Origin of the sequence: Moorena sp. SIO1F2 (assembly GCF_010672755.1) — a bacterium.
Taxonomy (GTDB): domain Bacteria; phylum Cyanobacteriota; class Cyanobacteriia; order Cyanobacteriales; family Coleofasciculaceae; genus Moorena.
In genome coordinates this window covers 1-19780 of sequence record NZ_JAAHFV010000082.1, presented here as the reverse complement: position 1 = coordinate 19780, position 19780 = coordinate 1, and the positions used below count along the sequence as shown (strand labels likewise).

The following is a 19780-nucleotide window of genomic DNA, read 5'->3' as shown; positions in this document are numbered from 1 at the left end:
ACTCCCTACTCCCTTTGCTATATGTCTAATTTGCCTGAAATCCTTTGGTTGAATGTTAGTCCAAGTTTTCTACGTTTTGATCAGCCTTTAATTCGTTATTTATCTAAACAAAAGCGAGTTGGCCAGTGGGAGTATCGCCAAAACCAAGATGAACCAACTTCTCTTGATATCGCCCTGACCTTACTTCATGACTATCTCAAAACCTCAGATCATCCTATCCATCTGGTGGGTCACAGCACTGCTGGTTTGGTAGGACTACTCTATAGCCGTAAATATCCTGAAAAAGTCAAGTCTTTAACTCTATTATCAGTAGGTGTTAATCCCGCAGTTGACTGGCAAGCCCACTACTATGTGCAGCTCCAACTTCTACCCTGCACTCGCCAAGTGTTGCTTAGCCAAATGGTTAAGAGCCTCTTTGGTCATCACAATCACCGTATCACGAAAGGTTTAGTAACCATCCTAGAGCAGGATTTAGCTTATTCTCCCTCTCCTCATTCCCTATATCAACGGGTTAGTGTACCACCAACAGCGGTGCAAGTGCCATTAATGGTATGTGGTTGCAAGGATGACATTATTGTTGATTCTAATGCTTTGCAAGGATGGAAATCTTGGTTAAAAGAATGCGATCGCTTATGGGAATATCCCGAAGGGGGTCACTTCTGCCACTATTTCCATCCCCAGCGAGTAGGACGGCAAATCGTCCGGTTTTGGGAATCCCTATCATCACCAGTCCCTGAGCCATTAGCAATTAGTACTTAGGTAAGCTATCAGCTATCAGCTATCAGCCCAAGGCCTTTAGCTGATAGCTGATAGCTGAATGCTGAATACTTAAACTATCTGTAGCATCCATAAATTGAAATCTTATTAGTTAGTAGTTAAGCATGTTCGAGATACTTCTTTTTCAGGTTATTCAACATTTGGCAACGTTTCTGTGCTGCATAGCTGCTTGGACATTAATCGGAATAGCTTTATGGCGGATTAGGGTCACCTTTCAAGATGGTGTCGCTCATTTGAGACAATTACATCAAATTCCCTGTAGTCGCTGCGCTTTTTTTACTGGAGATTATCGCCTCAAGTGTACAGTACATCCGTCAAAGGCGCTAACAGAAGAGGCAATCAATTGTTATGACTATGAGGCAACTCTCAATCCTACTAGGGTTAACTCACGACCATGTAAGTGTAGTTATAAAGCTAGCTCTAAAATTGTTTGAGGATAATGCGTTCGGCTCTGCCGCTTCAGATGCGATTGGCCGTAGGGCACGCTAAGCGAACGCAAGTTAGGTAACCGTAAGTTATAAGTTATCAGCTAATGCGCTACATCACAGGCTAGAAGCCTGTGCCACGCTACGCGAACAGTTTTTAAATAAGCGCACCTAAGCGGTCTTGGGGGAAACCCCCAAGACCGCGCTGCATTAAGACAACAAGTAAGCATTGGTTTAATCTTTTTTACGTCAGCACCTCAAGTAGCGAATGGCTGACGGCTGACGGCACCTCAAGTAGCGTGAGCTAAAAGCTCACGGCTGACGGCAGCTTCAGTTTTTCAGGAGGTTTCTAGTTGCATAGAAATTGAGCTTTTTAATAAAAATTTTTCTTGATAAATAGCTAAAAAATAAAAATCAGATCACCACCCTAGTGATCTGATTGGCTGTTGGTTTACCATAAGGAGGACTAGCTTCCTGTCTAGAGAAGAAACCCTGGCTCTGTGTCTCGTCTAGATGGCAACTTACATTTTTAGTATACCATTTAATGCTAAAAATTAGCAACTAGTTTTTCAAAGAAATTATGACGAAGGCTCTGTCGTTGGATTGTCTTGGGATTTTGACAGTTTATCTAAGTACTTAATCTGAGTACTCATTAATACACTGCCAGAACGGGCTTGGACAGCATGCCACAAGTGCCCCCCTAAGAACAAGAGTCCCAAGAAAAACTGAACATTTGCTGCTACCAGACGCTTAGAACCGTAAAATTCAGTGGGAAAGACTGTAGTGTTGTTAGCAACAAAAGCAGCAGACACAAAAGCCATAAACGCTAGAGACCCTAAACTGTAGGAGAGGATTGCTTCTCCTTCAATCTGGAGGGCACTCCTAGCCCAGTTAAATGGAGTGGAGACAATATGCCAAATCCCGCCACCAATACACATCATCCCAATCCAAATATGACCACCAATGACATCTTCTAAATTATTGACAGCTGCCATTCCAAGAGGATTCCAAACCCCATCGACAATGCCAAAGAGATAACCAAAGATAGTCACTGGGTTAAGAGTTGGGCTGGTAATGATACGTACATTGCCAACAGCAGCGTCATAAATGCCACCAAAAACCATTGCCTTGGCTACCAGCAACAACGCACCCACACCTAGGAAAATCAGATGATGTCCTAAAATAAAGCTGAGCTTTTTGGGGTCAGTCCATTCATAGTGGAATTTAGGGGCGCGTCCAGTGCCATCTTTCAAATTTGCAACACCACTAAAAACATGAAATAGACCACCTGCACCCAAAACAGCGGATGCAGCTAGATGCAAAATGCCAATCACAAAATAGGGATAGGTATCTGTGACCACACCACCGGGTGCGACACCCCAGCCTAAAGTAGCTAAGTGAGGTAACAAGGTTAATCCTTGCTCGGACATCGGCTGACCAGGCACAAGCTGGGAAATTTCCGCTATGGTAGTTGCGCCTGCCCAGAACATAATCAAACCAGCATGAGCAATATGAGCTCCTAATAATTGACCGGATAAGTCCCTAAGACGGGCATTACCAAGCAACCAATCCGGATTAGTTCGTGATGGAATACTATTTGTTGTCATGAAAACCGAGTATATCTCTATCTAAAACATAAATTTGGTAGAGTGCTACTCAGCAGCCCAGGAAATTTTTGGTTTAGTAGGTGTTAGATTGATTGGACAGCACCTAACACCTACTATCTAGAGAGGGCTGCTTTTTACTAGCTGATTAATTCAAGCCTTCCTCAAATTTCTTAAAGTCAACGCCGATGGAACGCAATGCATGCCATAGGTGACCTTGAAGAAAGAAGAAAGCTAGGAAGAAGTGGGCATTGGCCAACCAGCAGCGAGGAGTGTGGGCACCCAAAGGCAACTCAATAGTGTCGGCAAAATATGGCGAAACACCAAGCTTGACCTCTAAGGCAGGACCATAGAATTCGACGGGATAGGCTAGGGTATTAACTGCGCAGAAGTAAGCTGCTACAAATCCTGCTAGAGCAATACCGCCGAGAGAGTAGGAAAGAACCGCTTCTCCCTCGAAGCTTACGAGATTCTTTGCCCACTTCAGTGGTGGGATGAGGATGTGCCAAATACCACCACCAACGAGTAGCAAGCCAACATAGATGTGACCGCCTACCAAGTCTTCTAAGTTATCCACCGAGGCAAAATGGGTTTGATAGCCATAGATTGCCAATGGATTAAGATTTGGGCTGGTAACGAGCCTGACATCATGAATGGTGGCATCGTATAGTCCGCCAAAGTACATGGCTTTCGCGGCCAATAACAGAGCGCCTACTCCTAGAAAAATGAGATGATGCCCAAGAATAAAGCCTAACTTCTTAGGGTCATTCCATTCAAAGTGGAATTTAGCGGCACGACCGCCAGCATCTTTCAATTGTGCTGGACCTTTAGCGGAATGGAACAGAGCACCCGCTCCCAGAACAGCCGAGGAGATCAGGTGTAGAGCGCCAACAACAAAATAGGGGTAAGTATCCACTATCTGACCGCCTGAGCCTACACCCCAGCCCAAAGTAGCTAAGTGGGGCAGCAGAATCAGCCCCTGCTCACCCATGGGCAGGGTGGGATCATACCAAGAAATTTCAAACAGAGTAAATGCTCCAGCCCAAAAAACGATCAGGGCTGCTTGGCCGACATGAGCAGCTACGAATTTGCCAGACAAGTTGGCTAGGCGGGCGTTACCAGCCCACCAGTCATATTTAACCTCGGGATTACCGTATGTTTGCATACTCGATCCTTACTCGATCCTTAATTGCTTCATTGTTTCACCACCTCCTGTTTAGGGTTGAGGTGAAATCACATGAATCGATTGTGCAGCATTAGGGAGCCAATTTAAACTTAGTTGCAATATTTTTTAACATTTATTGCAACTAATTATCATTTTTTAGATTCATTAATTCTATGAAAGTCTTGTATATCAAAAGTTACAGCTATTTATGCTAATCCCAAATTACCCAAAATTGTTGTCAACACCTCTCATCAGTTTTTATTTGATAAATAAGTTTTATCATTAGTTTTTCTAATAGTTGCGGAAAATGCTGTCAAAATGAGAACATCTACTGGTGTCATTCAGCTCAAACTTGACTTATATATCTGAGATATATATGAAATCGTACAATTTAACGATGATTTAATAAGACTTAGGTATCGGCCACCCTATGCACTACCTGTAGTAAGTTTATATCCAGATTACCGCTATATTTATGGTTTAGTCACGTACGGAAGCGTCAGTTGTCTTTGATCTAATGCCCTATGGCTCTAACCACCCTTATCGGTTTAATGTAATCACAAATTCTATAATAGACCCTTTGGTAACACTTGACAAAGTTTAGCAATATTGATACTGTCTATCCTAAGACATCTTCTCTTATGTCTGATAACGAGCCAGAATCGCGGCAGAGATTACATTTATTACTCTCTGCCGCGCTTTTTGCTGGTCGTTGACCGGAATAGGCATGATCGTCTTAGGTGGTATTAGGCATAAGTAGGATTAAGGGCAAAAACCATGAACTCAAAACCCAACAGCTAACACTGTGCCACCGTGCCACCGTTCCCTAAACTTCGAAACCAACGGGTATTTCTAAAACCTTTGCTGCTTTGACCAAAGCTCTCCGGAACCGATAGCCGACGTCCACAATATCTTTTCGCTGACTAATGTCGAGAGAACTATAGGGTTGAGCTGCGACTTCGCCCTGGGTGAAGTAAGGTTTAAGCTTGCCTTTTGCTGCTTTATAAGCTGCTTTAACCTCTTCATTGACACTGGGGTCTTTGTCTGCCACTTTTGCTGAATAGGGAGCATACTGGCTGAAAATTCCGATCCAGTTATCTGAGAAGATTAACAGGCTCTGATCCGACCAAGTTTCTTCTTCGCCACAAATCTTCTTGGCTACTACTTCTGTCGCCAAAGCAATCATCCCCTCAAAGTTCAAGGTGGAATTGAAGTTCTGCCGCTGATCTAAATCTTTGATTAGGGTTTTGACGCTCTCGACTAACTCTTTAGCAAAAGGAAGCGCTGCTTTCACGTTCCCTTCCCGGTACAAGAGAACTTCGATCCGGTGAAATCCCTTAAATTCTGGGTTATCCTCCCCGCCATCAAAACCAGAGGGGCGAGCATCAATATCCCGGTCAGTGTCTTCAAAGCTGGCTGCGTAGGTTTCAATTTGCTCGTAAGGAGGACGGGCTTTGACATAGGCGTCTTTGGCATTTTCCAAATTGCCACTGCGAATTGCTTTCACTAAGTCTTCGACAAGGGGTAGCTGTACTTGAGCTTGTTGTCGGAAATACCTTAAGCCCTGATCAACCTCTGCAGCATAAGGATCCCTACCAGCTGCTGCAATTAACTCCTTGCTTGAACCAGGGCGAATTAGACTAGAAGCCGCTAGGGTGCCTAAACCACCCACAGCAGTAATTTGTAGTATTTTTCGTCGATTAATTGTCATGGGGTTAAACTTGAGAAAGATTCTTTTTTAGCTTCGATTATTATAGTAGACCTTGATCAACTTGATAAAAATATTTATCGATAAATTAAACCTTAAAGATGTGATGAAGAGATTGTGAACAGGTACTGAAGACACAAGTATCCCATACCACCCAAACAAAATGGCAAAAAAAAATTGGCAAGTCAGACTAGTGTTACTGATTCCAATTCTGGAAACTACGGCTACTCATCAATTTCATCAGCCCATCTCCCGATCTCCCGATCTCCCGATCTCCCGATCTCCCCATCTCCCCATCTCCCCATCTCCCCATCTCCCCATCTCCTCATCTCTTTATCTCCCCATCTCCCCATCTCCCCATCTCCCCATCTCCCCATCTCCTTATCTCCCGATCTCCCCACACCTCCCACACCTCCCACACCTCCCACACCTCCCACACTACCTGTTTGACCCTGAGGTAAACAACCTACCCCTGTGGGCTACTCCCTGCTCCCTAAAAGCAACGCCTATCCTAATCAATCAGACGAAACACTTTCTTCTGCTTTTGAGGAGGTTGTTGTGATTGTTCTTGCTTAATTGTTTCTGGGTTGCTAGAAGGCTTCTGAGACTCTTTTGGCTCAGTTGATTGGCTAACTTTTGGTTTTTTCTCAAATACATTAACTCCTGCACCTTCTAACTCAATTACCCCTTCTGGAGACACCCTGGCGATCTTTCCACTCAAAGCCGCTACCCAATCAGCAAAGCTATCCATCTTTTCTACTTGCTTTTTGAGGGTCTTGCGATTAAGTTCTGCCTGAACGGTTATGCCATTGTCACCAGTTAGGAGTAAGGTAACTTTCTTGCCTTGCTCCGGTAAATTGGGTCTTTCGGTAAACTTGACGGTGATTTCGGGTTTTCTGCCTTGAATCATGATAACTTCATTGGGTTTAGTTTTAGGGCTTGGTTGAGGTTGATAGTCAGTTTTTTCTTCGGAGTAATGTGAATAGAAACTTGAGTCTTCTAGATTTACGTTAACTGGATGAGCTTCCTCTATGTGGAGTTCTTCCCCTACTCGTCTACAAAAAAATTCCCAAAAATCATCCTTTTCTGCTGGTTGTGGCAAAGAGCCCTGGAGTGTCAACAAAAAAGGCTGCCATGGATAAGTTTTGGCTTTTCCTCTAGGAGGCAGGTGATTGCGTTCTACATACACCACCACCGCTTCTGGCTTGACATCGTGAATTAAACCACGAACCCGAAACTGATCGACTCTTTCGTCACTGGGAGAATGACGTAGAGTAGTTTTCCCCTCTAGGGGAATAAATTTTTTGATTTGAATTTGAGCGAGTTTTCCTGCCTTGGTGATGCGGAAATATACTCGCCAAAGATAGACTTTTTTCTCACCAAAAGAGGGGTTGGTACTTAATTTATTCCACAAGGGTTGGTGCATATAGGCACTGAAGCTGATTCCTTGTTTGAGAACAAGAGTTCCTTTAACTGACCGATTAGGCTCTTGAGATGGGTTTGGGTCAAATCGCCCAAACAGATAGCCCAGAGCCGAAAACTCGGTTGGACGACTAGGAGGGGTAAAGGGGACAACAACTTCCATGGGATTGGGAATGAAGGAGCCATTATATTTTAGACTATCAAATCACGGCAATCAGATGGACTATACTGGTTGAGTTTTACTTCCGATAATTTTATAAGGCTGTGGAGATTGTTGTTGAATACCCATAATAAAAGTGTCGAGCCCGGGCGCGGGAAGTGTGGGAAGTGTGGGAAGTGTGGGGAGATGGGGAGATGGGGAGATGGGGAGATTTGTATTAAGGGTAATTATCTCGACATTACATTACTCCCTAAAGGGAAACCCTGGAAAGCAAGGAATCCCAGTGATTGAATCTGGCTAGAAATGGGGATCACGAGGGGGGCCATGGGCTCTGCCACGCCTTTGGCGTTCACACAGTTACTCGACTTTTTGGTAGTCAACCAGGATAACGTTGGCTCTACCAGCTTACCTAAATTTAGGTAGAATTTAATACATTTTTTTATCGTAGATTAAAATTGCTAAACTATAAGATAATAATTAATTATCTAGCATTTTTCAACCAAGGGATAAATGCTATAATACAAACAAATAAAACAGTATCATCACCACCCATGATCAGATGATCACATTAGGTGTTATTCCAACACTTTTATTACCAGCTTCTCAAGGGACTTAATAAGCGCCCATGTCAAGTTTTATCAAGTCAATCACGGTAGAGAGTCCCTCTTTAGTTTTCAAATTCGTAAACACAAAGGGTTTATCTCCTCGCATCTTTTTAGCATCCCGTTCCATCACCCCTAAATCTGCTCCCACCTGAGGTGCCAGATCAATTTTGTTAATCACCAGCAAGTCAGACTTGGTGATTCCTGGTCCTCCTTTACGAGGAATCTTATCCCCAGCAGCGACATCAATAACGTAGATAGTGAAATCTACTAGTTCTGGACTGAAGGTTGCTGCTAGGTTATCCCCTCCACTTTCTAGGAACACCAAGTCTAAATCAGTAAACCGATTTTCCAGCTGTTCAATGGCTGCCAAGTTCATCGAGGCATCTTCCCGAATGGCAGTATGGGGACAACCCCCCGTTTCCACACCCAGAATGCGATCGCTTTCTAGAGCCTGACTCCTAACTAAAAACTGGGCATCTTCCTGAGTATATATATCATTGGTGACCACAGCGATTTGATAAGAGTCTCGCAGGGCTTTACACAATGCATCTAATAGAGCAGTTTTCCCTGAACCAACTGGACCAGCAATACCAACACGAAAAGTACTCATGTTAACTAACTTAGAGTTAATTTTAATAGTGTAGTTGATTTATGATCATTAGCCATAAAAAAATTGTTAATTGCTACAAGTTAACAATTAACAAATGGTAATTGGTAAGTTTAGATTTTTATTATAGCCTTTTCTAGTGACGATTAAGGAGTCAAGGCACCGACTTGCTGTAAATCCAAAAGAAAAATTTTCTGAGTAGATGCTTCGTTTGATATAACAGCTGCATGAGATATCATCTCCAGAACACTGGCCTGACGGTAAGACTTCGGGATAGGTCGCATCATGTCTTGGGGTAACTCCACCAAATTAGGCAGATCATCGACAAAAATTCCCCAAAGTTCGGAGTCCCTAGGACGAATAATCACTAAGAACCTTTGGTTAGGGCTTCGGTGAGGTAAACTACCATCCCCCAACTGCTGATGTAAATCCCAAACTTTAATGGTATGCTTGCCTAGCTGAACTAATCCCATGGTTTTCATATCCCGGCTGATTTCAGTGGTCAAATTAACCACTTTCAGGACATCCATAATCGGGAGACATAGGGAATAGTCAGTAATCTTAAAAACCATGAATTTTTCTAGTTTTGAATCGTCCATCGCCTTGATTTTATAGTGATTAGTGTTTAGTGATTAGTGTTTAGTTCTGAGTAGTTATAGGGAGATTTTTAGGATTTTTTAAACTACCAATTCACCAGGAGCAATGATCAATTACTAATTACCAAAGAATTGCAGGATATAGCGTTGATCATACTTATGAGCTACAGCCAATTTTATTCCCCCGACTCCCGACTCCCGACTCCCGACTCCCGACTCCCGACTCCCGACTCCCGACTCCCGACTCCCTTATTAACGGTTAAATGGGCTCAACAACATCGGTTACTGTTGTCAACAATTTGTGTTCCAAATAGGGCTTAGTGATATAAGCCTTTGCCCCCAACTGTGCAGCAATCAAGCGGTGTTTATCGTTACTGCGGGATGTGAGGATGACTACAGGAATATCTACCAAAGCTGGGTCTTGCTGACAGTGTTTGAGAAACTCAAACCCATTCATGCGAGGCATCTCAATATCACAGATCACTAACTGTATGTCTGTCTGATGCTGTAGTTGCTCAATCCCTTCATAACCATCCTGGGCTTGAAACACTTGATAGCCATTTTTCTGTAAGGTCATGGCTAGAGTTTGGCGCAGGGTGATCGAGTCATCTACCAGGAGTACCTTTGGCTTACGTCTGACCCAGAACGGTTCAACCGTTGAAGGTGGAAGCTGCTTTCGCGAAAGGGTTTCCATCGGTTGGGTGGCTTGGTCATAGCTTTTGCTTTCAACTTTCAATGTGCTAACCTGTAACCTTTGACTGCCATCGGTCTGTTGCTCAGACAGGTACTGGATCAATTCAGTCCCATCCAGCACCAATGTCAACCGACCATCGGCCAGAATACTGCCCCCATTGACATAGGGGGGTGGCACAATCATTGTCCCCAAAGGACGAATCACCAACTCCTGGTCTCCCAACAGTTGGTCTACTTCCAGACCGACAAGCTGATCCTGGTAATGGATCAGAATGATTGGTCTAATCGTCTGAAGAGGAACAACAGGTTGATGGGGATGGGTTACTGAGAATGGATTTGCCACAGAGGAATAATCTAGGACTTGCCCAAGTTGGTAGACTTTAACCAGTTGCTGATCAGTCCCGGTACCCAAGTGGAGAACTTTGCCATCTTCCCAACTTCGGAGCTGGTGTTCCTCAGGAATAATAATTTGCTCGACTTGATCAGTAATCAAACCATAAACTTGCTTCCCAGCCTGGCACAGAAGTAATTTATCTATGGTTAAACTCAAGGGAATTTGTAGTCTAAATCTGCTGCCTTGGTCCGGAGAAGAATCAACCTGGACGGAACCCCTCAGAGCTTTGACCTGGTTTAGGACAACATCAAGACCAACACCACGTCCAGAGAGGTTATTTACCCCAGAGACAGTGGAAAAGCCTGGTTCAAACAACAAATTCCTCAGCTGAGCCTCACTGAGATTATTACTCTGTTCAAAGTCTATCAGTTCACGTTCTACTGCTAGTTGGCGAATCCGTTCAAAATTCAACCCTGGCCCGTCATCAAAAACTTCAATCACCAAATATCTGCCCCGATGGCAAGCACTGATTTCAATTAATCCTTTTTCTGGTTTGCCCTGTTGTTGCCGTACAGCAGGAGTCTCAATGCCGTGGTCAAAAGCATTACGCACAAGATGCAGCAGGGGGTCGTACAACTTCTGGGCAACAACTTTATCCACTAAAACATCATTACCAGAGATTTTTAGCTCTACCAGCTTATGGTGGGAAGCTGACAACTGCTTGAGGACAGGGGGGAAACGACTAAATATTTCCCCTAAAGGCAACATCCGGGCGTCCATCAAGACATCACGATGGTTGGTTAACAACCGACGTTGTTGTTCGAGAGTTTTACTGGATTGGGTGCTGAACAGCTCAATGTCATGGGCAGCTTCAGTTAATTGAATAGCGTCTTCTAGAACTGACTGAATCAGAAGCTCGGGTGCGCTATAACGTTTTAGTTCCAGGTCATCGAAATAGTCGGTATGTTGTTCGCGTAGCGTGGCCTTTTGGCCAAGGTTAGTTGGTTGAAAGTTGCTATGTTGAAAGTTGCTATGTTGAAAGTTGCTATGTTGAAAGTTGGCAGGTTGAGAGCGTAGCGTGGCCTTTTGGCCAAGGTTGGCCGTAGGATTGGGGTTGGTAGCAAAGTGTTCCTTTAAACCTTCAACCTTCAACTTGCTAAGCTGCAACGTTTTTTCTGCCCAAGGGTAGGAATAAAAACTAAGATTTCGGTCGGTAGCTTTGTTTTTGTTTAAACCTTCAACATTCAACTTGCTAACTTGCAACCTTTGCCTAATCTGCTTTTGTTGGGTCAAAATAAACAGGCGGTCGTACCAATCTTGGAGTTGCTCTAGAACTTGCTGATGTTGGTCGATACGATCAAGGAGTACTCGCACTGCAGCCAGCAGTTGTTCATTTTCGAGCAACTGGCGGTTTTGGTTGGTTAGTAATTCCCCAATTGTGTAATTCAGGTATTCTAGATGCTCAATATTTATCCGCACAGTACCAGATAGATCCCTAGATGATGGCGTGCTGGGATGTTGGTTGGAGGGAGTTATGGCGAGATGGGAAGAGTTTAGAGGGGCATTTCTAGCATTGCCTATGGGCGGGATGATCTCGTCTGTGATAATTTCGGGATCTTGTCGTTGTTCTTTTTTTTGATTATCTGCATAAATCATCCCCATGTTGTGCAAAACAAAATTTTTTTCTGTGGCGATTTCTTGATCAGGTGAGGCTATCTCTCCATGCAAGACATCTATCTCTGTTTGCTCCGACCTCTGCAACTTTCTACTTTGATCAAAGGTTTGCTGATCTAGTGTAGTTGATCCTCCCCAGATCATTTCCACAAGCTGGGACCGTTTCCTTGTTTTAGATTCTGGATCAGTAACGGAAGAATTATTAACAACACCTTCTCCTTCTTTTAGTCCCAGCTCAACTCGATTAAGGTCTTGTTCTTTTCCGTTGCCGAAGACAGAAGATTGATTTTGAATTGTGAATTGTGAATTTTGACTTGAAGACCTAAGGTCAGCTAGTTGTTGCAGAGCTATAGAAGGTTGACCACCTTGAGTCCTATCCCCTTCTAGCACCGCTGCTTGTGCTGCAACGAAATCACACAAAGCGGTCTTGGCAATGGTGACCACCTGATCGGGATGGTTGTCTAGGGCTGCGATCGCATTTTTGGCAATAGCGGCAAACCCTGGTAAATTAAGGGATTCCCCTAACCCCAAGAAAATGTCTGCTTGGTGGCGAACTGTGATGCTGATTTCACTGGGATTGTCATTATTTAGGGCAGCTTGGATTACGTCTAAGCCTTGGCTAACCCCCACTTCAAAAATGGACTGGGTGACGTCGAAGCCCAATTCTAGTGAGGTGGGCAGATGGGATTCGTGACCAAAACAGTCCCCCAGCTTCTCTTGGAGTTGGGCAACAACAGCAGCAGTTCGATTTTTGATTTCGGTGTCATCGATTTGCCCCCCTGTGAGTTCAGCGGTCAGAGGTAGGCGCAGACACTCATAAGCTTGAAACAGTAAGGCTTCAATTTCTGGATCAATGGACAAGTCGGGGTTAAACAGAGCTTTAAAAACATCCTCCAAGGAGTGAGCTACAGTGGCGATTGTTTCCAACCCAATGCTAGCTGCTGCGCCTTTGAGGGTATGGGTAGTCCGCATCAAGTTGTTGACTTTATTGATGCTATAGTTTTCTGACAAACTCAGCAAATCCTCTTCCAAGACTTGCAGCAGTTCCGGTGCTTCCTGGAGAAAGTAGCGATAGCTTTGCTCACGAATTTTCGGGTCATTAGTCATTAGAGCAGTTGTCAATTGGGTGAGGTATTTTATTCTTAGGGAGTAGGGAGTAGGGAGTAGGGAGTAGGGAGTAGGGAGTAGGGAATCGGGAATCGGGAATCGGGAATCGGGAATCGGGAATCGGGAATCGGGATAAAATAAAAAAATTATCTCTACCTGATTATACTAAAAAATGCTCGTATTATTAGTGATTATTTATTAAAACTAGCAAAATTTTATTGAATAAAAATTTTGCTAGTTTTAATAAAAATTTTGTGCATTGAAAATGTCTATAGCCTGAAATCAAATAAAAAAGATATATCCCAGTCCCCTTTTGCATGCATGCTAAAACGCATTTAAAATGAATTTTAGCAAGGCAAATGACTACTCAACCTTGAACTGGTCAGCACTGGCTTGAAGATTCTGAGCCATGGCTAGGAGTTCTTGGAAAGACGTAGAAATTTCCATGGCATCCTCAGAAGTTTTGTTGGCAATTCCTGCAACTTCAGTCATGGTTTGGGTCACGGATTGGAACTCTTCGGTCTGTACCTGGGTGGCTTGGGTAATACCCTCTACAAGCTGGCTGATTTGGCTGGTGGCTTCAACAATGGCATTGAGAGTGAGACGGGTATCTTGTACCATTGCGGTTCCTTGGGCAACCTGTTGAATACCTTTATCCATGGCTGTAGAAACCTCAGCGGTACTCTTCTGGATCTCCTGCACCAACTGCTCGATCTCAGTGGTGGCTTCGGCTGACTGACGGGCTAGAGAACGCACCTCATCGGCAACAACTACAAAACCCCGTCCATACTCACCGGCCCTTGTGGCTTCAATGGCTGCATTCAACGCTAGCAATTGGGTCTGATTCGTAAAGTTGCTAATCAGGTTTACTACCCTCGAAACCTTCTGGGACGATTCGCTCAGGCGCTTGAGCCGTTTGCTGGTTTCTGCCACTGTCTCCCGGATTTCGAGAATTCCATCTACGGTACGGTTCATGGCGGCATCCCCTGCTTGGAGGGTTTGGTTAGCGGTTTGGACTGCTACTTCTACCTGTTGAGCACTCTCACCTACAGCTTCTGTAGAATTAACCATGGTCTGGATGTTCTCTAAGGCTTGACCGAGAGCCATAAATTGCTGCTGGGCTTGGGCTGTGAGCTTGGCAATGGAGGATTCCCTGTCAACAGACGTTTGGGCAACTTTCCTGGAAGCTTGCTGGACTTGAGTCACAATCCGGCGCAGGCTTTGTAAGGTGTTGTTGTAGGCATCAGCAATGGTACCTACTTCATTGTTGGTTACCGGAGCTCGGACGGTGAGGTCTCCTTCTAGAGCTGGTCGCACTGCTGAGAGCAACTGCATTACCTCCCGCTGTACTGCTTCTTTGTCGGCTTTCTCCCGTTGTGCGGCATCGGTCAGCTGCTGGGACTGGTTTTGGATTTGTGCGAGATACTCAGCCTGTTGCAGGGCTGCCCCTACTTGCACCGCAATCTGAGCCAGGGCGTTGAGTTCAAACTCTTGCCAGTCACGAGGACCAGTATTTTGGTAGGTACCCAGTAAACCCCATAAGGTTCCTTGTATAAAAATCGGTGCCAGCATATAAGCCTTAACCTCATATTGCTCTAAGGTTTCTAGGTAACCGTCAGAATAACCAAAGGTGTAAATGTCATCAACGGCCACGCTTTCACGATTGCGATACCGACCTCCCTGGGTGTCTTGTAGATAAGTATCGGGCCAGAAGGCTTTGATATCTGCTCCCACCCATGCTAACCAACCAGTTGCAACTGCCTCAGCCACAAACTGACCAGTCCAATCAGGATTGAAGTGATAGAGGGCTACGCGATCGCATTTGAGCAGCTGCCGGATTTCTTGGGTTGTGATACGATAGATTGTATTTACATCCCGAGACTGAAACAGCTTACCAACTATTTTGGTTACCCCCTGAGCAATTTGAGCCGCTTTGGTGAGTTGGGTAGATTGGGCTCGCAACTGATCTAGGTAATGGGATCGCTGCAAGGCTAATCCCAGGGAATTACTAATTTGGAGCATGAGGGTGACATCGGTATCTTGCCACTGACGGGGTCCCGTATTTTGGTAAGCCGCCAGCAGCCCCCAGAGCTTGTCACTTTGGAAAATTGGCATAATCAGATATGCCCTGGCTTGGTATTGTTCCAGAGTGTTGATGTAGCAGGGAGCGAAACCCATGGCATAGATGTCATCAACCTTCTTGAAGCGGTCACCTCGGGCGAACTCTCCACCCTGGGTTTCTTGCAAGCAGGTATCAACATTAGACAGAGAATTAACACTCAGGGCTGTAACTTGGCAGCGCTCATAAGCCGTTGTATCCACCTTCAGGCGGTCGTCTCTTTCTTGTTCAGTGATTAGGGAAATCCAGCCAGGGGCAAGCGATTCAGCCACAAACTCACCACTCCAGTCGGAGTTGAAGCGATAGATTACTACCCGGTCAGCTCCCAACACTTGCCGCAACTCTTTGGTAATACTCTGGAAGATACTATAAACATCTACAGACTGGGACAAATGGTTGCTAAGGCTTGCTACTACTCGCTCCCGCACAGCAGCTTGGGCAAGCTGGTGAGATTTGGCCTCCACTTGATCCAGGTAGCTCAATTGCTGTAGCGCTACCCCAAAGTGCAGGGCAATCTGCTTGGCAAAATCAATCTCATACTCCTGCCATTGACGGGGCTTACTGCATTGGTGAATGCACAACAATCCCCACAAATCAGGTGCAAGAAGTAGGGGCACAACCAGATTAGCCCGGACTTGGAACTGAGCCAGCAGCTCAATATGGCAATCGCTTAAACCCGCATTGTAGACATCAGCAACTGCTTGCACACGTCCTTCGGTGTAGTGAGGGGCATACTGTTCACCAAAGCAGTGGTCGTTAACTTTGATTCCTAGCATGGCATGGTAGCCTGATGCCACATCCTCAGATACCAATTCCCCATCATCAAAGCCAGAGTTAGGGTAAAACTTAAATACACCCACCCGGTCAACCTGAAGAAGCTTGCGCATTTCGATAGCGGTTGTCTTGAAAATGGTATCTAGGTTTCGAGACTGACGGATCTTGTTGATGATTCCAACTACCGCTCGCTCCATCCCTGCGATTTTAGCGACCTGGGTAGATTTGGCCTCGACTTGCGCCAGGTACTCTGTTTGTTGTAGGGCAACTTCAAAGTGTAGGGCAATCTGCTTGGCAAAATCAATCTCATACTCCTGCCATTGACGGGGCTTACTGCATTGGTGAATGCATAAAAATCCCCACAGTTCAAGCCCTTTACGCAATGGCACCACCAGGTTAGCCCGGACTTGAAACTGAGTTAGCAGCTCAATGTAGCAATCGCCAAGATCCCCATTGTAGATATCAGCAACTGCGTGTACTCGCCCTTCGACATAGTGCTGGGAATACTGTTGACTAAAGCAATGGTCGTGAACCTTCTTACCCAGGATCCCATCGTACCCATTGACCACATCTTCAGACACCAACTCTCCATCGTTATAATCGGAGTCAGGGTCAAAGCGAAACAGACCGACCCGGTCAGCCATCAGGAGCTTACGAATTTCTATGGTTGTGGTCTTGAAAATCGTCTCCAGTTTCCGAGATTGCCGGATCTTGTTGATGACTCTGACCGCTGATTTTTCTAGGTCTGCAGCCAATAGCAGTTGCTTGGATTTTGCTCGCAGTTGTTCAATATACTCCGTTTGCTGGAGGCCAACCCCAAATTGTCGGCCCATCTGAGCCAGTATACCCACCTCCATTTTCTGCCAGTGACGAGGGCCATTGTTCTGGTAAGCTGCGAGGAAACCCCAGAGGGTTTCCCCTTGCAGAATCGGTACAATCACATAGGCTTTAGCCTGAAATTGCTCCAACAGGTCAATGTGACACTGAGTATGACCAGCCTTGTAAATGTCATCAACGGCTAAGGTTTCATTGTGGCGATACCGACCGCCTTCGGTTTCCTCCAAATAGGTATCGCGCCAGACTTTTTTAATACTCGGTTCAACTAACGGTATCCAACCGTGTGCCACATCTTCAGCCACAAACTCACCACTCCAGTCAGGATTGAAGCGATAAACAGCCACGCGATCGCACTTCAGCTGCTGCCGGATTTCTTGAGTAGCGGTCTGGAAAACACTGTTCAAGTCGGAACTCTTAAGTATCTTATCAAGGAAGCGACTTGCTATGTGTTCCCCCTTAACCGCAATATCCAGTTGCTCCGATTTCTCCTGTAGCTGGGCTGTAATGTCCAATTGCTTGAGAATATTACTGAGACGGTCACTGAGTAGTGACAGCAGCACGACGTCACTATCTTGCCAGCGCCGAGGGCGAGAGTTCTGGTAAACGGCAAATAAGCCCCAGAGGTGTTCACCATCAAAGATTGGGGCGATAATATAAGCATTGGTCTGGTATTTTTCTAAGGTTTCAATGTAGCACTGTGAAAAACCAGCGGCATAGATGTCGTCAACTCGCTCTACCTGCTTACGTTTGAAATAGCTGCCCCCTTGTGTCTGCTTTAAATAGGTATCGGTAGTAGGGCTGGCCACCGATCCGATTTGCTTGACCGTACAGCGCCTAGAGGACAATAGATCTGGTGATGTCAGGTTAGGATTTTGCTTTTGGTCTTGGAGCAGGCTCACCCAACCCTCTGCAACTGACTCAGCCACAAATTCACCACTCCAGTCAGGATTGAAGCGATAAACCACTACCCGATCAGCCTTGAAAAACAGGCGCAGTTCGTGGCAAATGTTGCCCAGGGCAATATTGGGATCAGAAGACGGTGGAATTGTGCCCAAGATTTGAGCCAAGACCTTTTCCTGCTTCACCTGCTCTCGCCATCGGTTACTCAATTCCACTGGCTGTAGACTCAGCCTCAGTTCAGTAACAACTTGGTAGAGCAGACTAATGTCAGCTTCCTGCCATTCCCGGGAACCAGAACATTGCTGCACCACTAGTAAGCCCCACAATTGCCCATCGATCAAAATCGGTAGACTTAAGCTGGCTTTGACCTGGAATCGTTCCAGTAGTTGGAGTTGAAAAGGACTAACAGCCCGGTCATTAATATCATTAAGGGCTATAACTTCCTGTTGCTCGTAGGCTGACCGATTCTCAGCCCCAAAAGCAATCACTGGTAGGTACTCCCCCTGACTGGGAGTATAGCCACCCACCATCGACTCAACTAGCACTGTACCCCGATTCTCCGACTGGAAGCGAAAAATCAAGGCTCGGTCTACCCGTAAACGCTGACTAACCTCAGTCACTGTGGTTCTCAACAGGGCATCACTAGTTTCTGCTTTGCGCATCTGGGTGGCCAGGTTGAATAACCACTGCCGCTCACCCTTGCAGTGTTGCTCAATATCCACGGCTAGGTGAAACTGAACCCCGGTAGGTGTCCCCTTGCCATTGCCATTACTCGATGATTGATTGAGTTGGGACTTAGAACTGAGTATTTCCTCAGATTGATCAAATTGTGGCATAGTTATAGTTTCGTTTTTTTCAACATCTGATAATGGTAAAATTGCCGACCATGATGGCAGTTCAGAGGCAATCGAGTCGGTAGTAACTCTTCCAATAGACTGTTCAATGGGCAGAGTTAGTGACCAGCTTGTCAAGCAGTCATAATTGGTTTGATGGGATTGATTTGGTTGATCAAAACTCATCATAATTGCCCTGATCAATTGCCAGATCTCGGAGGAGGCTAAGTCGAAAAACCTCAAGACTCTCCTCCCCAAGAGTCCCCTCGTTGATGTGTCTGCCATAGGGGACATTGAGTAATAGCCATGACATCCAAAACTGCACCGCCATCCCCAGGTAGGTACCCCAGGAGAAAAGGCAATAGCTTAGGAGGAAATAAACCAGGAGTCGGTGGCTGGAGTTGCTCCAATTCATGTAACTCAATATCATTAACATGGGATACCACCAGACCCAAAGACTGGTCATTGACCTGAACTACTATTGCCACAGGAGATACCGAAACTTGCCCAAGCTTCGACAGAGGTGGATAGCCAACCAGCTGGTTTAGGTCTACCAACCAGAGCATTTCTGAACGCCAATTACCAATTCCCAAAATGCAACTGGGCATTTCCGGCACCAGCAGAACCTCCGGCACATTCACCCTGATAATTTCTGTAATCTGCTCTAGGGGCAACAGAACACTGTCATCTTTTCCAAGAGGAAAACGCAGCAACCGCACTCGGGTTTCTGGGGTTAGTGGATCTAAGTTCAGTAGGTCAAGATTGGTTTGTGTTACCACTGGGTCAAGGGAGTTTAACATTACCTAATACCTAATACCTAATACTTAATGCCTAATGCCTAATGCCTAACAATTGCTGGATTGTTTGTATTAGTTCTTGCTGCTTTATCGGTTTAGGTAAATAGGCATCAGCTCCCAGCATTGAACCCCAGAGTTTGTCGGCATCAGTTCCTTTAGTTGAGCAAATCACAACTGGAATGATTTGGGTGTTGGAATTAGTTTTGAGTTCCCGGCACAGTTCAAACCCGCTTTGTCCTGGCAAAATCACATCGACAATCACTAAATCTGGTTTCTGGGACTGGAGTTTAATCTGGGCATCCTCACTACTGGTGACACTAACTACGTTGAGACCAGCTTCTCTGAGGTAACAACTTAGAATCTCATTTTCCGTCAAACTATCTTCAACCAAAAGGACTGTAGTCATATTTTTTTTTGCTTATTGATGATGTTAATTACAATTCTTTTGTTTTTTATTGTTAATCATTTTTTTTAGTTTAAACTAATTACCATAAGTTTTAATTTATAAGCTTAAAAATAAAATAACAATAATTCAATTAATTGAATAGGTATAGTAGGTATAGTAAATTAATTGTGATAAGTTTTTATAGAAAGTTACCTACTCCCTACTCCCTGTTCCCTTTACTAAAGTATTAAAGTAAGT

At 45.0% G+C, this 19780-nt stretch carries 15 protein-coding genes; 4 read left to right on the top strand and 11 right to left on the bottom strand.

From position 1 onward, the window contains the following. Together F6J94_RS12670 and F6J94_RS12665 are read left to right on the top strand one after the other, a co-directional pair. On the top strand, nucleotides 1–759 hold a 759-nt coding region (locus F6J94_RS12670; RefSeq protein WP_367142199.1), incomplete at its 5' end, for an alpha/beta fold hydrolase. A 122-nt stretch (nucleotides 760–881) separates the two neighbouring features. Next, nucleotides 882–1211 (top strand): hypothetical protein, encoded by a 330-nt coding sequence (locus F6J94_RS12665; RefSeq protein WP_293040422.1) that lies wholly within the window; start codon nucleotides 882–884, stop codon nucleotides 1209–1211. Nucleotides 1212–1780: 569 nt separating this feature from the next. On the opposite strand, the gene F6J94_RS12660 is transcribed toward F6J94_RS12665, so the two are convergent. From F6J94_RS12660 to F6J94_RS12640, 5 genes are all read right to left on the bottom strand, one after another. Further along, entirely contained in the window at nucleotides 1781–2809 is a 1029-nt protein-coding gene (locus tag F6J94_RS12660) for a chlorophyll a/b binding light-harvesting protein (protein ID WP_293040419.1), read from the bottom strand. 145 nt (nucleotides 2810–2954) lie between these two features. Continuing rightward, nucleotides 2955–3971, bottom strand: a complete 1017-nt coding sequence (locus F6J94_RS12655) for a chlorophyll a/b binding light-harvesting protein (protein WP_293022539.1) — start codon at nucleotides 3969–3971, stop codon at nucleotides 2955–2957. An 826-nt stretch (nucleotides 3972–4797) separates the two neighbouring features. After that, a complete protein-coding gene (locus F6J94_RS12650; RefSeq protein WP_293040416.1) occupies nucleotides 4798–5682 on the bottom strand; it encodes an EfeM/EfeO family lipoprotein in 885 nt (294 codons plus the stop codon). A gap of 221 nt (nucleotides 5683–5903) precedes the next feature. Beyond that, nucleotides 5904–6056, bottom strand: coding sequence for a hypothetical protein (locus tag F6J94_RS12645; RefSeq protein WP_293040428.1), 153 nt, complete (start codon nucleotides 6054–6056; stop codon nucleotides 5904–5906). Between the two features lie 134 nt (nucleotides 6057–6190). Continuing rightward, the gene (locus tag F6J94_RS12640) at nucleotides 6191–7264 is read right to left on the bottom strand and encodes a hypothetical protein (RefSeq protein ID WP_293040413.1); all 1074 of its coding nucleotides are present in this window, start codon (nucleotides 7262–7264) and stop codon (nucleotides 6191–6193) included. Nucleotides 7265–7397: 133 nt separating this feature from the next. Between F6J94_RS12640 and F6J94_RS12635 the strand changes: the two genes are divergently transcribed. Further along, complete coding sequence (locus F6J94_RS12635; RefSeq protein ID WP_293040410.1) at nucleotides 7398–7562, top strand: hypothetical protein; 165 nt, start codon at nucleotides 7398–7400, stop codon at nucleotides 7560–7562. Nucleotides 7563–7873: 311 nt separating this feature from the next. Here F6J94_RS12635 and ureG read toward each other — a convergent pair whose 3' ends face one another. Then, a complete protein-coding gene (gene ureG / locus F6J94_RS12630; RefSeq protein WP_070392530.1) occupies nucleotides 7874–8476 on the bottom strand; it encodes an urease accessory protein UreG in 603 nt (200 codons plus the stop codon). Between the two features lie 143 nt (nucleotides 8477–8619). Further along, nucleotides 8620–9045, bottom strand: a complete 426-nt coding sequence (locus F6J94_RS12625; RefSeq protein ID WP_293040403.1) for a chemotaxis protein CheW — start codon at nucleotides 9043–9045, stop codon at nucleotides 8620–8622. Between the two features lie 183 nt (nucleotides 9046–9228). Here F6J94_RS12625 and F6J94_RS12620 point away from each other — a divergent pair, with 183 nt between their 5' ends. Next, nucleotides 9229–9390, top strand: a complete 162-nt coding sequence (locus F6J94_RS12620; protein WP_293023586.1) for a hypothetical protein — start codon at nucleotides 9229–9231, stop codon at nucleotides 9388–9390. Here F6J94_RS12620 and F6J94_RS12615 read toward each other — a convergent pair. From F6J94_RS12615 to F6J94_RS12600, 4 genes are all read right to left on the bottom strand, one after another. Further along, nucleotides 9329–12892 carry a hybrid sensor histidine kinase/response regulator gene (locus F6J94_RS12615; protein WP_293040400.1) on the bottom strand — a complete coding sequence of 1188 codons (3564 nt, stop codon included), beginning with the start codon at nucleotides 12890–12892 and terminating at the stop codon, nucleotides 9329–9331. The two genes, F6J94_RS12620 and F6J94_RS12615, sit on opposite strands and share 62 nt — an antisense overlap. Before the next feature lie 348 nt (nucleotides 12893–13240). Further along, nucleotides 13241–18529 carry a GAF domain-containing protein gene (locus tag F6J94_RS12610; RefSeq protein ID WP_293040397.1) on the bottom strand — a complete coding sequence of 1763 codons (5289 nt, stop codon included), beginning with the start codon at nucleotides 18527–18529 and terminating at the stop codon, nucleotides 13241–13243. 50 nt (nucleotides 18530–18579) lie between these two features. After that, complete coding sequence (locus F6J94_RS12605; RefSeq protein ID WP_293023578.1) at nucleotides 18580–19140, bottom strand: chemotaxis protein CheW; 561 nt, start codon at nucleotides 19138–19140, stop codon at nucleotides 18580–18582. A 31-nt stretch (nucleotides 19141–19171) separates the two neighbouring features. Continuing rightward, entirely contained in the window at nucleotides 19172–19543 is a 372-nt protein-coding gene (locus tag F6J94_RS12600; protein ID WP_293023576.1) for a response regulator, read from the bottom strand. Between the last annotated feature and the right edge of the window lie 237 nt (nucleotides 19544–19780).